This window comes from Yersinia vastinensis, assembly GCF_902726565.1.
GTDB classification, from domain to species: domain Bacteria; phylum Pseudomonadota; class Gammaproteobacteria; order Enterobacterales; family Enterobacteriaceae; genus Yersinia; species Yersinia vastinensis.
The window spans coordinates 21,807-35,233 of sequence record NZ_CACVAF010000013.1; the positions used below are offsets into that span (position 1 = coordinate 21,807).

Here is a 13,427-nt window from a genome sequence, read left to right on the forward strand (position 1 = left end):
ATCCTCTCAACCTTTCCAAGGGTGAATAACCACGCCTTTCACAACACGGTTGACTGTCCCGCTGGCGGAAGGGGTATCTGGAGTAATGCCCGCTTTGATGGATTCGGTCAGGGCGAAAATTTGTGCATACATCAGAAAGCAGAATGCTTGCTCGATGTCGATAAAGTCGCGGGAGGCGGGTAACAGAAGATGCGGCCCAGCGTCGATTTCTGGATGGGGTGTAGCAGAGATTGCCACAACGCGCATAGCCTGTTGGTCGCGGTGCAATTCAGCCAGTAAATCGAGATCATATTGACGGGTGTAAGGGTGGCTGGAAACAAAAACGACGACCAGTGTTTCGGCATTGACCAAGGATTTTGGCCCGTGACGGAAACCGGTCGGGGAGTCGTAAAATGCCACCAATTTACCGGCGGTTAACTCTAACACTTTCAGTGCTGACTCTCGTGCTACGCCCTGTAGCCCACCACTGCCGAGATAGACAATTCGTTTGAAAGACAAGTCACCAAACACGGCATGACTCAAATTACCTTGTGAGGCAATGATCTGCTGGCAGCGTGTTGCCACATCTTGAAAACGCGAACTGTTGATGACCTCTGGGGCGAAAACCGCCAGACAGCTAGCCATCATGGTGGTAATGCTACTGGTCATGGCGAAACCACGATCATGAGTTTCGGCGGGCATTAACAGTGCCAAAGCATTATCGCTCTTCACCGCATTTTGATACAGACTGCCAGCTTCATTACAGGTGATGACCAAATGATGGCACTGCTTGACGATTTGGTTAGCTAAATCGACTGCGGCAACACTTTCCGGGCTGTTACCGGAGCGAGCAAAAGAGATAAGTAAAGTCGGTTGTTCGGCAGACAGATAATCAGCGGGATTGGTGACGAGGTCTGTGGTGGGTACTGCAACAAAATTTTCCCTGGTGTGGCGTGATAACCATGGTGCAATAATGTCACCGATAAAAGCTGAGGTTCCCGCACCCGTCAGGACAATCTGCAAATCAGATTGTTGCAACAGTGGGGCAAGGAAAGTGTCGATATCGTGACGTAAACTTTCGATATTTTTTAATGATCGTATCCAGCACTCTGGTTGCTGACGGATCTCTTTTTCAGTCCACGTTGACGGGGGAGTACAGGAAAAATGGGTTTCATTCATAACTCAGTCCTTAGCAGTGCGAATTCAATGGGTCAGCACAAAGCAGAACATGGCGACCTTTCGTTTTGTTTCATTTAATGGGTTATATGCTTAAATGAAAATCTATAGAAAAGAAAACGAAAGGTCAACATAAGAAAGGAAATAAAACGAAAAATAGGATCTAAAAAAGAGTTGGTTATTAAAATATCGTTTATTTATAATGGATTACTTTTATTTGTGGTTAATGATGGCTGACTATTCGAAAGGAAAAGAAAGGTTTGTGACACAAAGGCCACAAACCAAAGTGAGGCATAATGAAAGTCTTACAGACGAATAGCTTGGCAATAAATCGTTATATCCCTTCCTCGACGGGAGTAGGTTCGCGATAGCGCCCCATCTCATCCACGAGACTGGTCAATCCTCGATGCCCGCACTCAAGTGCCATAAGACGAAACTCCTGACTACTAAGACCTTCGCGTTCCAGCACCATTTCTAGCACGAGCTGCATATTGACACCGGTGATCACTTCTCGGCCCACCTTCTGCATGGCTAAAGTGGAGGCTACGCGAAAGGGAGTGCCACCGAGTAAATCCGTCAAAAAAACCAGCCCATCACGTTCATCCAGATTGGCTATTGCCTCTTCAAACTGGGCAGTCAGCAGAGCGGTGGTGGAACATTCAGGAAAGTCGATGGCGATAACTTGTGGCTGTTCACCCAATATTTGTTTCATCGCCTTTTCCAGCCCGGTCGCAAATCCACCGTGACCACTGAGAATAATGCTTATCATATTTTCTCCTCTGACTTACAGAAAGTGGCCAAACTTTCCGACGATACCTAAGACCACGGTAAGCCCGATAAGCCGCAGGGGGCTCCAACCGCGTCGTACCAACCAGTACATGGTGAGGGTGTACACCAGTGGAAGAAAGGCGGGCATCAGTTTGTCGATAACGTCGGTTTGCAGTTTAACCACCGCGTCACCAGCAGTAATCTCAAGTGTGGTAGACAGGCGGACATACGTTGCCACCAGCGCACCAATCACCGTCATCCCAACAATGGATGCGGCATGACCTACTTTACGGGTGTTGGCTTTAATGAGTGGGATAGCCGCCACCCCCATACGGTATGCATAGTGAGCCAACCCGAAACGTAATCCAAGATGGACCACGTTAAACAGAACAATAAATACCACTGCGCCAAGGATGGATCCTTGTAGAGCTAGACTAGCCCCGATGCCACCACAAATCGGTAATAAAGTTAGCCAGAACATGGCATCGCCAATACCACCAAGTGGTGCACCCACGGCGATTTTTGTACTTTGGATACTGTTGACATCCTGTTTTGAACGCTCCATCGCCAAAATGATGCCAATGACGAACGTCACAAGGAAAGGATGAGTATTGAAAAAGCCCATATGGCCTTTCATCGCCCGCGCTAAATCATTCTTATTGGTATGGATCTTTTTCAACGCAGGTAACAGGCCATACAGCCAACCGGATGCCTGCATACGCTCATAGTTAAATGAGGCTTGTAGCAGCATAGAGCGCCATGCCACACGGTTAATATCTTTCTTCGTCAGCTCTGCACCGATAGTTTGATCTTCATAGATATTATCATTGCCATCAATCACTGATTTTTCCGTGACATTGATGTCTGGTAAAACGTGAGTATTAGATGCCATCTTCGAATTCCTCTTGCTCAGTACGGGAAGGCTGCTGCACCGTTGGGTCTTTACGCATAAAATCAATTAATGCCATAGCGAGCGCTGCGGCGGCAATCGCTAACACCGGTAGTTTCAGCCAAGCAGCAGCGACAAAACCAAGAATGAAATAGGGGATATAGACGTTTTTCATCATGATTTTCAGCAACACGGCAAACCCAATGGCTGGCATGATGCCACCTGCTACGCCAAGACCATCGATCAAACGGGCTGGCAGCACATCGATAACCGTTTTTGCATGTTCTGCGCCAAAATAGATGGGCAAAAAGGCGCACAAAAAATAGAAAGTCCCTAAGGCCAGTAAGGCGAGATAGTTAACACGCTCAATACCCGCGGTATCTGCATTTGCCGCCATTCTGTCGCAGCGTGCCATGACACCAGACATGATGGAGAACAAGAATGTGATACCCATTTGCACCGCCACGGCGAACGGCACTGCGACCCCAACAGCGACTTCAGGTTTTACGCCCGCGGTAATGGCAAAAGCCGTTCCGACGATGGTGCCGATAATCACATTGGGCGGTTGAGCACCCGCGAGTGGGGCAAGCCCCATCCAAACCAGTTCCAGAGTCCCGCCAGTGAGAATGCCGGTGTGGAGATCACCGAGTATCAGACCAACCAGCGGCCCGAGAACCACCGGGCGGTGCATATGGGTCAGGCCATTGAACATATCCAGACCGGCAATAAAGGCCAGAATCCCCAACGCTAATGCCTGTAGTAAGCTAATTTCCATAGAAAATACCTCAGAGGAGTTTGTAGAGATCCTGAGCCTGCTCAGTTGGCACGCCCTGAATAAAACATTCCACCCCAGCACTTTTCAGGCCATTGAAGGCAACAATATCCTGATCATCAACAGAGACGGTTTTCGTGATTTGTTGTTTCCCTTCGGCGTAGTGCATATTGCCGACATTAATGCGCGTCACGGGAACATCGCCGTTAACCAAGGTCAGAAAGTCTTTGGGTGTCTTGCAGACCAGTAAAATTTTCTGGCGATCTGCTGCGCGATGAATATTGTCGATAACTTTTTGCAGGGGCCAAAAGCGCACTGCAATCCCTTCAGCCAGTACCATTTCCATTAAATTTTGCTGGACCTGATCTTCGGCGACTTCATCATTGGCAACTAAAACCAGATTCGCGCCGGTAAAACCGACCCATTGAACACCAACCTGGCCGTGAATTAGTCGCTCATCAATACGACTTAATACAATGTTTGGCATATTTTATTCCTTGTTATCATTGTGTTAATGGGATGGCGATGTTCCCAGACAGGCAGCATGGTACTGGCGCACAACATCCTGGATATGGTCGATAATCAGTTCGTGCGGCGTTGCTGCGAGACGACCTTCACGGACCTTAACGTATTGAAGAGGCAGATACTGACTGATTAATGGCAGTGGAATCGTTTCATCCAGCAAATTTTCTATTAATCGAGAATAGGCATTGTCGATATTCTGATCGGGCCAATAGTAACGAATGCGGTCAGAATAGCTGTATCCACGTGCTAAACGACGTGCTTCATTGTTGCCGTGATAATGATGTTTCCAGTATTCAGGTTGTTCCTGCATGACACTCTCCAATACCTCTCGCAGCCCCGAACATTGGTAGGCAGGCCGCAATTCCTGTTCGATAGCTGCCAATGAAAATAAGGCTTCACGCAGTGCAAAAGTGAGCGCAGGGCCGACTTTCAAAATAGCGAAGTGATGCTGAACGAGCTGACGTAGCGCCAGTGGAGTTTGATAATCAGTGGAGTGGGCTTCAAAAACCATAGTGTCAAATTCTGCGATCATTTGACTGAGGGCAAGAGATTTCTCTGCTTGATAATCAATAACATGAGCATGATCGAATTCGACACCGGGTTGGACAACCAGCCCGATAATACGCGGCCATATATCGCTTAAACCCTGTTGCTCAAAAGCGTGTCGATGGGCCTCCAAGGTTGCTTTTGCCGCCTGTGGTGAGGTAACAACAAGAGTTGACAGTGTTTCGTGTGCGCCACCAGGGACGGGAACTTCAGTGCCAATGACGTAAACCAGATCAGAGGAACGATACTGCTCCTGACGGGTTTTTTCTGCTATATGGGCCAGTCTTGCGGCTCTTTCGGCAACAATTTGATCAGTGAGTGGCACCGGGTCATCAGCACAAGACATACTGCAATCGAGGTGAATTTTCTTAAAGCCCGCCGCCACATAGTGGCGAATAAGTTCCTCTGCATGAGCCATAGCTTCTTGCGCCGGTCTGTTTTGCCAGCGATTAGGTCCAAGATGGTCTCCCCCCAAAACCAACCGATCACGAGGAAGCTGGTGGTTATCCGCCATTTGTTCAACAAAACCACGAAAGTCTGCCGGTGTCATGCCGGTATAGCCACCATACTGGTCTACTTGGTTGGAGGTCGCTTCTATTAATAAGAGGGATTGGGTCTCCTGGGCGTGGCGTATTGCCGCTTCCAAAACCAATGGGTGAGCGGAACAGACGGCAAAAATGCCACATCCGGTATCCTGTTTATGGTCAGCCACAAACTCGGTTAAATGTTTCACTTTCCTCTCCGTATAATATAGTAAGGTACTTTTATCTTTCGATTTGTTTCATTGATACTGCTTTATCGCTTAATAAAAACAAAACGAAAGATTATAAAATTGAGATCTGTTTCGCAAAAGAAACATAATGAAAGGATTGTGAACCTGAAAGATCGCTGTTCTTGGGCAATGTTAAGACTTGCTTTCCCGCAAAAGAAAGGTGTTAATAGACAAAGTGAAATGAAACGAAAGGCTTTAGAAAGGATTTCCTATGAGCAATACTGATTCGGCAACGGATAAACGCATAACAGGCACCAGTGAAAGGCGTGAGCAGATCATTCAACGCCTGCGTCAACAGGGAAGTGTTCAGGTAAACGATTTATCGTCATTTTTTGGCGTTTCAACGGTAACAATCCGCAATGATCTGGCTTTTTTGGAAAAACAAGGGATTGCGGTACGTGCCTACGGCGGTGCGCTGGTGTGTGATTCAGGTACACCTGCGGTAGAACCTACGGTTGAAGATAAAAGCTCCCTTAACACATCGTTAAAACGCAGTATCGCCCGTGTTGCTGCCAATCTGATTAAGCCTGGGCACCGCGTCATTTTGGACTCAGGCACGACTACCTGTGAAATTGCGCGTCACATGCGTAATCATAAGGAGGTCATTGCGATGACAAATGGTATGAATGTCGCTAACTCGCTGCTTGATGCTGAAGGGGTGGAATTGCTGATGACAGGTGGGCATTTGCGCCGCCAGTCTCTTTCCTTCTATGGTGATCAGGCCGATCAGTCTTTGCAAAACTATCACTTCGATATGCTGTTTCTTGGGGTCGATGCCATCGACCTTGAGCGGGGGGTGAGCACGCATAATGAAGACGAAGCTCGACTCAATCGCCGAATGTGTGAAGTTGCGGAACGTATCATCGTAGTCACTGACTCCAGCAAATTTAACCGTTCCAGCCTACATAAGATTATTGATACCCAGCGTATACATATGGTCATTACGGATAAAGGTATTCCTACTGAAAGCTTGAATGGCCTACGCAAAGGGGGGATTGACGTTATTCTTGTTGGAGAATAAAAAGCATGTGCGCGCATAAATGTTGGGATTCACCTACCTGAGTGGCAGTGATGTGATCAACATGAGAAGCTCGCAATCCTCTTAGGTTTGTGAGCTTTTTAAATTTAACGCGATGACCTAATAACTATCGGTTCACCTTATTGTGATAATGATCATTCCGTTAAGATAATTATAATGTTATTTAATCATTCATTCTGACTACTTTAGGGGGATGCATTATGAATAATTTAGAATTGCAGGCGCTGAGGCAGCTTTTTTTCCTAAGTTATGACGAGGCGGCAAAGTATATTGCAGGCGATAACAACACTGACATGTGGCAGAAATGGGAAAGGGGAGAGCAAGATATCCCACTTTCTGTAGTTGATACGCTGATGCTCATGAATGAAAAAAGAAAGCAAAGAGTTAATGCCATTATTAAAAAGATAAATAATCGTATTGGGAATAATACTATGCGCTTTTTCCCTGATTATGCGGCATTTCATGCTGTGTATACAGAGGGGGACTTTATAGAATGGAAAATATATCAATCTGTAGCGGCCGAACTCTATTCTCATGATCTGGAACGGTTATGTTAAAAATAGGTGGTTTTTTACAACTGATAAATAAAATTACTGTGTAAAGTGAAATTATCTTGCATTAATTACACTTTGATTCTCTAGGTATATTGACAGTCTGCAGGAATTAATTATTTCATTTTACAGTATGATTTTCGTCATAAAATTGAATAATATTTTCTTCTCCTCACAAATTCAAAAATAAATATCTTGCCTATTATCACATATCAACGGCATGTTTATTTCTCCCTATTTTTCATTAAGCGTTATTACCTAGGGATTGATCCCGAATATGACACTCTTTGTGTTAAATATCCAACCATTATGTTGCTTTTATGTTGAAAAATGGATGGCAACTATGTAGATGACATATGATTATAAGAAAAAATACTGTATTGATATGCTCCATCTATAGAAATAATCTATGAGTTACTTTCAAAAAATGAATTATTTATTGCTCGACCTGATTGTTAGTATGGAAATGAGAAAAATACCGAATTTTTAAGAATTGTTTTACTTGCCATATTGAGTCTGGTTGTCATTTTCTTACACGACAACATTTACCGGGAAATATCTGTAGATCAGGTTTTTTAGATAACGATAGGAAAATTCCTGTAGGTTAAATTTAAAAATCCTTTTCTGGAAAAGGTTTATATGAAAAACAATTACATACCTACATCTATCGGCTTGTATATCAATTATTTGGTTCATGGTATGGGGGTCATATTGATCAGTTTGAATATGCCCCATTTACAGCAACAATGGCAAACTGATGCTGCGGGAGTATCTATTGTCATTTCTTCATTGGGAATAGGGCGGCTGAGTATTCTGCTTGTGGCAGGTATGCTGTCTGACCGCTTTGGTCGAAAACCTTTTATCTATCTGGGAATGTTTTGTTATTTAGGCTTTTTCCTCGGAGTCCTGAGTACACAAAGTATTGTCGTTGCCTATTGTTTTGGTTTTTTGGCAGGAATGGCTAACAGTTTCCTAGACTCTGGCACTTATCCATCGTTAATGGAAGCTTTCCCTAATACTCCGAGTACAGCGAATATTCTTATTAAAGCGTTTGTCTCCGGTGGTCAATTTATTCTGCCGTTTATGATTAGTATTTTGGTGTGGTTTGATCTTTGGTTCGGTTGGTCATTTTTGATTGCTGCCAGCATTATGTTCCTCAATGCACTCTATCTGTTTAAATGCCCTTTCCCACGACATGATTCTCCTGTGAAAATAGAATCCACAACGCAAGTTACAGAAGAACCTGAAGCATCTAAAACCTATACCTGTTCGATGCTGGATCTGGCCAGTTTCACGCTATATGGCTATATCGCAATGGCAACATTTTATCTTATCAGTCAATGGTTGGCGCAGTATGGGCAGTTTGTGGCAGGGATGTCTTATACCTTGTCAATTAAACTGTTGAGTGTATATACCATTGGCTCTTTGCTCTGTGTTTTTATTACGGCAGGGTTAGTTAAGAAAACTGTCAGTTCAACCACATTGTTAATGCTTTATACCTTCATCTCTTTTGTCGCGTTGTTAACGGTATGCCTATATACCACTGTCACCACGGTATTTATCTTTTCTTTTGTCATTGGATTTTCTGCGGCAGGAGGTGTTATGCAACTCGGGCTGACATTGATGGCAATGCGCTTTCCGCAAGCGAAAGGCAAGGCTACTGCAATTTTTTATAGTGCAGGGAGTCTGGCGACATTCACTATTCCGTTGATTACCGCAAAACTTTCACAAACCAGTATTGCCAGTATTATGTGGTTTGATGTTGGCCTCGCTGCGGCAGGTTTCCTGACAGCATTATTTATTGGTTACCGGAGCAGGAAAGAGCGGGGTTATATGGTAAAAATGAGTCAAGTTCAGGTTTGAAGTAGGCAATAGGCTGTAGGTGGAAATTACTGCCTACAGCGCGGGTGGGTTACTTGAACGTCATTTGTTGACATGCAGTAAAGATAAATTTCTTAAATGTTTGTGCCGCTGGCGATAATACCTGATCTTTACGGGTAGCTAGGCAAATATACCGTGTGGGGCCGGGGTCTTTGATGTGCATAACATGAACATTAGAATGTGAAAGCGTACTGATCCGCGGCATAATTGCAATGCCGTAGTTAATACTCACTAGCCCAACCATCGCGGTATCTTCTTCGACATAACAGGTTATTTCTGGAATCAGTTTCTTCTGCATAAACATCTTGTCAATAAACTGGCGTAATCCACTTTTTTGTGAAAAAAAGATATAGGGGTATGGAATGGTGTCCTCTAGCGCTATTTCACTTTCATTACGCAGTGCTAAGGGGTGATCACGGGACGTTACCAATACCAGTTCTTGGCTAATTAAAGGGATAAACTCTATTTCTGGTTCTTCCGGCATATGAGAACAGAAAGCCAGATCAAACTTATCAGCTTTCAGATCGTCAATAATCGATGAAGATGTTCCCTGATAGAAGCAAAAACGTTTATTTTCATTGCCGGAGACATGGATAAACCGATCAATCAACTGAGGAACTACTGTTTCTCCCATAGTGTAAATAAAGGCCAGTCTGATGGTATTATTTTGAGAACCACTCATTTGGCGTAGGGCAAGGCGGCCATTCTCCAATTCAAGCAGCGCATTTTCCACATAAGGTAAAAAAATTTTTCCACTCTGTGTTATTCGCACGTTTCTGCCCATTTTTTCAAACAAGGCCACGCCAAGCTCTTTTTCAAGCTCAGATATGGCATGACTTAGTGAGGGTTGGGCAATGAACAAACTCGATGCGGCTTCAGTGTAATGCTGCTTTTCGGCTAAACGCTTAAAATAATGTAATTGTTTTAAATTCATTCAGTTTCTCATCGCGGTTTATCAATTTATCTCATGTGAACATACGATAAACATTCTGCATGTACTAGGGTTACCGTCACATAATGTGCTGGTGCGCGAGAGTTATTATCTTATTAATTTAATGTCTTTGAAGGTTTGCTTTCGTAGGATGTGCAAAATTATTATGGCCTTGTGCAACATAGCATGCTCTTTTTACTATTGATGAAAACGCGCGGCGTAAATGAAGTGTTAAATAATTTAATTATAGTTTTATGGAAATCCCTATTGTTTTGTTGAGTAATTTTCTTAAATAAATTTATGGCTTAATAAATTTTAACTGCCTCACAAAATCAAACGATATTTACTCGTCGCGACGGTTTTTATTCCTCCATTCGTGTTGTGTTGGATGTGTGAAATTAAAACAAATTTTCAACAATACTCTTGTTATTTCTGGCTAGTGGTTTGCAATAAAATTGAAAACGAAAACGTTATATTACGTATAAATAACCGTGGGTGTTATATACATTATATAGGGTTGGTAGTTTATTGATGTTTTATAAGAATATATTTAATAAAAATTAACAATAAACGGAGAAAAGCATGAGCCAGAGCAGGGCCTTTAATGCGCCATTTTTATTAGCTGCGATAAGTATATACCTAAGCTACTTTCTTCATGGGATCAGCGTTATCACGTTAGCGCAGAATATGACTCCATTGGCAGAAAAATTTAACACAGACAGTGCAGGAATCGCCTATGTCATTTCCGGGATAGGTTTGGGGCGGCTCGTTTGTATCCTATTCTTCGGGGTCATCTCGGATAAGTTCGGTAGACGTTCGGTTATTTTCGTCGGCATTGCGTTATACATTCTATTTTTCTTTGGTATTCTCGCCAGTCCAAATCTGATCGTCGCATTTATTCTGGCATTTTGTGTTGGTGCCGCGAACGCAGCATTAGATACAGGCGGTTATCCTGCGTTGATGGAATGCTATCCTAAAACATCTGGGTCTGCTGTTATTCTGCTTAAAGCCACCATTTCCTTTGGGCAGATGTTCTATCCAATGTTGGTTAGTTTCCTGATGGTGAGCCAGCTTTGGTTTGGTTATGCCATGGTGATTCCAGGTGTGTTATTTATTCTTGTCACATTATTAGTGGTCAAGAGTAAATTTCCCAGTCAGACAGTCGATGCTGCTATTGCCAAAGACTTGCCTCAGATGAACAGTAAACCACTGGCGTGGCTGGAAGGTGTCGCCTCCGTTATATTTGGTGTTGCTGCATTTTCAACGTTTTATGTCATCGTCGTTTGGATGCCAAAATATGCTATGGCTTTTGCAGGCATGGCAGAAGCGGACGCATTAAAAACAATTTCTTACTATAGCTTGGGTTCATTACTGTGCGTATTTCTCTTTGCTTTCTTGTTGAAAAGCATGGTGCGCCCCGTCTGGGCCAATGTGTTTAATACTGCGTTATCCGTTATAGCGGCTACCGTTATTTATCTGTATCCATCACCGCTGGTGTGTAATGTCGGCGCGTTCGTTATTGGTTTCTCTGCTGCGGGTGGAATATTACAGCTTGGTGTCTCAGTCATGTCTGAATTTTTCCCAAAAAGCAAAGCCAAAGTTACCAGCATATATATGATGATGGGAGGGTTGGCGAACTTTGTCATTCCTCTAGCTACCGGTTATTTATCTACTATCGGATTGCAATATATTATTCTGCTGGACATCGCATTTGCTCTTGTTGCTTTCGTCACCGCGATAGTCGTCTTTATTCGGTACTATAAAGTCTTCAAAATTCCGCAAAGTGATTTTCGTTTTGGTGAGCGATTCTTTCAATAAGAATACTGCTTATAAATAACAAGAGAAATATTAACTAAGTCAATTTTAATATACCTATTTTTTAGTGAGGAGTGACCAATGGATGTTACTGCAAAATATGAGCTGATTGGATTAATGGCGTATCCAATCAGACATAGTTTATCCCCTGAAATGCAGAATAAAGCATTGGAAGAGGTTGGGTTACCTTATACTTATATGGCTTTTGAGGTAGATACTTCGACTTTTGGAAAAGCAATCGAAGGGTTGAAGGCATTAAAAATGCGCGGTACTGGCGTTTCCATGCCGAATAAACAGCTAGCATGCCAGTATGTCGATGAGTTAACCCCTGCAGCTAAATTGGTGGGTGCAATTAATACTATTGTTAATGATAACGGTTTCCTCAGAGGATATAACACTGACGGAACCGGGCATATTAAAGCCATTAAAGAGACTGGCTTTGATATCAAGGGTAAAAAAATGGTTTTGGTTGGCGCGGGGGGGGCATCTACCGCGATTGGTGCACAAGCAGCGATTGAAGGTATCAAAGAAATTATGCTGTTTAATCGGCGGGATGAGTTTTACGAAGAGGCTCTCGCTTTCGCTAAACGCGTTAATGATAATACCGATTGTGTCGTGACAGTAAATGACCTGGCTAACCAAAAGGCTTTTGCTAACGCGATTGCTAGTGCAGATATTCTGACGAATGGAACAAAAGTGGGCATGAAGCCACTGGAAAATGAATGCATCGTTAGTGATATCTCTATGCTGCGCCCCGAACTCCTTGTTTCGGAATGTGTTTACAATCCTCATATGACTAAGCTATTACAGATGGCCATGGAGGCGGGATGTAAAACTGTTGATGGGTATGGAATGTTATTATGGCAAGGAGCCGAACAGTTTAAGCTTTGGACCGGAAAAGAGTTCCCATTGGAATATGTTAAAAAGGTTATGGGATTCAATGCGTAACTGACTATTCGGGAATATACTGACTAACGTCGGTTGTCAGGCATTAATGGAAGGGAAAAGAATGAAAACGGTAACAGTGAAAAATCTGGTCATTGGCGAGGGTGCCCCCAAAATCATCGTGTCATTGATGGGAAAAAATGCCTCTGCGGTTAAGTCAGAAGCGCAATATTACCAAGAGTTTGACTTTGATATTCTAGAATGGCGTATAGATCATTTTGATGATGTGAAAAATATCGAGAGTATTATCGACGCGGCACACCAGCTCAGAACTATTATTCACAATAAACCGATTCTCTTTACCTTCCGCACAGCGAAAGAAGGGGGAGAGAAAGAAATATCATCCACAGATTATCTCTCCTTAAACAGAAAGATGATTGATAGTGGCTTGGTTGACATGATTGACTTGGAGCTTTTTACTGGTGACCAAGAAGTCAGTGCGACGATAGCATATGCACATGCTAAAGGTATTAAAGTTATCATGTCTAATCATGATTTCCATAAAACACCGCCCAAAGACGAAATTGTTAAACGTCTACGAAAAATGCAAGAACTCGGAGCCGATATACCTAAAATTGCATTAATGCCGCAAAATAAAAGCGATGTTATGACGTTGTTGGCTGCGACATTGGAAATGTATGAGCAATATGCAGATCGCCCCATCATTACAATGTCAATGTCGAAGCTTGGCATTATTTCACGATTATCAGGTGAGGTCTTTGGTTCGGCGGCAACCTTTGGGGCACTAAAAAAAGCATCAGCCCCCGGGCAGATAGATATTAAAGAGTTAAGATCTGTTTTAACGACAATACATCAGTCATAAATTCATATTTATTTA

The 13,427-nt window shown here is 43.3% G+C and carries 13 protein-coding genes; 6 read left to right on the forward strand and 7 right to left on the reverse strand.

Going from position 1 to position 13,427, the window contains the following annotated elements; all coding sequences use genetic code 11:
• Positions 1–6 precede the first annotated feature (6 nt).
• From HUZ92_RS17275 to kbaZ, 6 genes are all read right to left on the reverse strand, one after another.
• A complete protein-coding gene (locus HUZ92_RS17275) occupies positions 7–1,158 on the reverse strand; it encodes an SIS domain-containing protein (protein ID WP_145579559.1) in 1,152 nt (383 codons plus the stop codon).
• 331 nt (positions 1,159–1,489) lie between these two features.
• Entirely contained in the window at positions 1,490–1,924 is a 435-nt protein-coding gene (agaF, locus tag HUZ92_RS17280; RefSeq protein WP_050098225.1) for a PTS galactosamine/N-acetylgalactosamine transporter subunit IIA, read from the reverse strand.
• A gap of 15 nt (positions 1,925–1,939) precedes the next feature.
• Positions 1,940–2,815, reverse strand: a complete 876-nt coding sequence (gene agaE / locus HUZ92_RS17285; RefSeq protein WP_050098224.1) for a PTS N-acetylgalactosamine transporter subunit IID — start codon at positions 2,813–2,815, stop codon at positions 1,940–1,942.
• Positions 2,805–3,587, reverse strand: coding sequence for a PTS N-acetylgalactosamine transporter subunit IIC (agaW, locus tag HUZ92_RS17290; protein ID WP_050098223.1), 783 nt, complete (start codon positions 3,585–3,587; stop codon positions 2,805–2,807). The genes agaE and agaW overlap by 11 nt, the downstream gene beginning before the upstream one ends.
• Positions 3,588–3,597: 10 nt before the next feature.
• Positions 3,598–4,071, reverse strand: coding sequence for a PTS N-acetylgalactosamine transporter subunit IIB (gene agaV, locus HUZ92_RS17295; RefSeq protein WP_145579560.1), 474 nt, complete (start codon positions 4,069–4,071; stop codon positions 3,598–3,600).
• Between the two features lie 24 nt (positions 4,072–4,095).
• The gene (gene kbaZ / locus HUZ92_RS17300) at positions 4,096–5,388 is read right to left on the reverse strand and encodes a tagatose-bisphosphate aldolase subunit KbaZ (protein WP_050098221.1); all 1,293 of its coding nucleotides are present in this window, start codon (positions 5,386–5,388) and stop codon (positions 4,096–4,098) included.
• Positions 5,389–5,638: 250 nt separating this feature from the next.
• Here kbaZ and HUZ92_RS17305 point away from each other — a divergent pair, with 250 nt between their 5' ends.
• The 3 genes from HUZ92_RS17305 to HUZ92_RS17315 all read left to right on the forward strand — a co-directional run bounded on the left by HUZ92_RS17305 (position 5,639) and on the right by HUZ92_RS17315 (position 8,880).
• Entirely contained in the window at positions 5,639–6,448 is an 810-nt protein-coding gene (locus HUZ92_RS17305; protein WP_050098220.1) for a DeoR family transcriptional regulator, read from the forward strand.
• A gap of 218 nt (positions 6,449–6,666) precedes the next feature.
• Positions 6,667–7,023 carry a YdiL family protein gene (locus tag HUZ92_RS17310; protein WP_050098219.1) on the forward strand — a complete coding sequence of 119 codons (357 nt, stop codon included), beginning with the start codon at positions 6,667–6,669 and terminating at the stop codon, positions 7,021–7,023.
• A gap of 633 nt (positions 7,024–7,656) precedes the next feature.
• Entirely contained in the window at positions 7,657–8,880 is a 1,224-nt protein-coding gene (locus HUZ92_RS17315) for an MFS transporter (RefSeq protein ID WP_050098218.1), read from the forward strand.
• 49 nt (positions 8,881–8,929) lie between these two features.
• Here the strand turns inward: HUZ92_RS17315 and HUZ92_RS17320 are convergent, their stop codons facing one another.
• On the reverse strand, positions 8,930–9,832 hold the full coding sequence (locus HUZ92_RS17320; RefSeq protein ID WP_050098217.1) for a LysR family transcriptional regulator: 903 nt from the start codon (positions 9,830–9,832) through the stop codon (positions 8,930–8,932).
• Between the two features lie 579 nt (positions 9,833–10,411).
• Between HUZ92_RS17320 and HUZ92_RS17325 the strand changes: the two genes are divergently transcribed.
• From HUZ92_RS17325 to aroD, 3 genes are all read left to right on the forward strand, one after another.
• Positions 10,412–11,647, forward strand: a complete 1,236-nt coding sequence (locus HUZ92_RS17325; protein WP_050098216.1) for an MFS transporter — start codon at positions 10,412–10,414, stop codon at positions 11,645–11,647.
• 78 nt (positions 11,648–11,725) lie between these two features.
• On the forward strand, positions 11,726–12,592 hold the full coding sequence (gene ydiB / locus HUZ92_RS17330) for a quinate/shikimate dehydrogenase (RefSeq protein ID WP_050098215.1): 867 nt from the start codon (positions 11,726–11,728) through the stop codon (positions 12,590–12,592).
• 61 nt (positions 12,593–12,653) lie between these two features.
• Positions 12,654–13,412 carry a type I 3-dehydroquinate dehydratase gene (aroD, locus tag HUZ92_RS17335; RefSeq protein ID WP_050139547.1) on the forward strand — a complete coding sequence of 253 codons (759 nt, stop codon included), beginning with the start codon at positions 12,654–12,656 and terminating at the stop codon, positions 13,410–13,412.
• The last annotated feature ends 15 nt before the right edge of the window (positions 13,413–13,427 follow it).

What these genes read in the sequence shown, in the direction of transcription:
- HUZ92_RS17275 (WP_145579559.1), bottom strand. Translation starts at nt 1,158, where the DNA reads ATGAATGAAACCCATTTTTCCTGTACTCCCCCGTCAACGTGGACTGAA.
- agaF (WP_050098225.1), bottom strand. Translation starts at nt 1,924, where the DNA reads ATGATAAGCATTATTCTCAGTGGTCACGGTGGATTTGCGACCGGGCTG.
- agaE (WP_050098224.1), bottom strand. Translation starts at nt 2,815, where the DNA reads ATGGCATCTAATACTCACGTTTTACCAGACATCAATGTCACGGAAAAA.
- agaW (WP_050098223.1), bottom strand. Translation starts at nt 3,587, where the DNA reads ATGGAAATTAGCTTACTACAGGCATTAGCGTTGGGGATTCTGGCCTTT.
- agaV (WP_145579560.1), bottom strand. Translation starts at nt 4,071, where the DNA reads ATGCCAAACATTGTATTAAGTCGTATTGATGAGCGACTAATTCACGGC.
- HUZ92_RS17305 (WP_050098220.1), top strand. Translation starts at nt 5,639, where the DNA reads ATGAGCAATACTGATTCGGCAACGGATAAACGCATAACAGGCACCAGT.
- HUZ92_RS17310 (WP_050098219.1), top strand. Translation starts at nt 6,667, where the DNA reads ATGAATAATTTAGAATTGCAGGCGCTGAGGCAGCTTTTTTTCCTAAGT.
- HUZ92_RS17315 (WP_050098218.1), top strand. Translation starts at nt 7,657, where the DNA reads ATGAAAAACAATTACATACCTACATCTATCGGCTTGTATATCAATTAT.
- HUZ92_RS17320 (WP_050098217.1), bottom strand. Translation starts at nt 9,832, where the DNA reads ATGAATTTAAAACAATTACATTATTTTAAGCGTTTAGCCGAAAAGCAG.
- HUZ92_RS17325 (WP_050098216.1), top strand. Translation starts at nt 10,412, where the DNA reads ATGAGCCAGAGCAGGGCCTTTAATGCGCCATTTTTATTAGCTGCGATA.
- ydiB (WP_050098215.1), top strand. Translation starts at nt 11,726, where the DNA reads ATGGATGTTACTGCAAAATATGAGCTGATTGGATTAATGGCGTATCCA.
- aroD (WP_050139547.1), top strand. Translation starts at nt 12,654, where the DNA reads ATGAAAACGGTAACAGTGAAAAATCTGGTCATTGGCGAGGGTGCCCCC.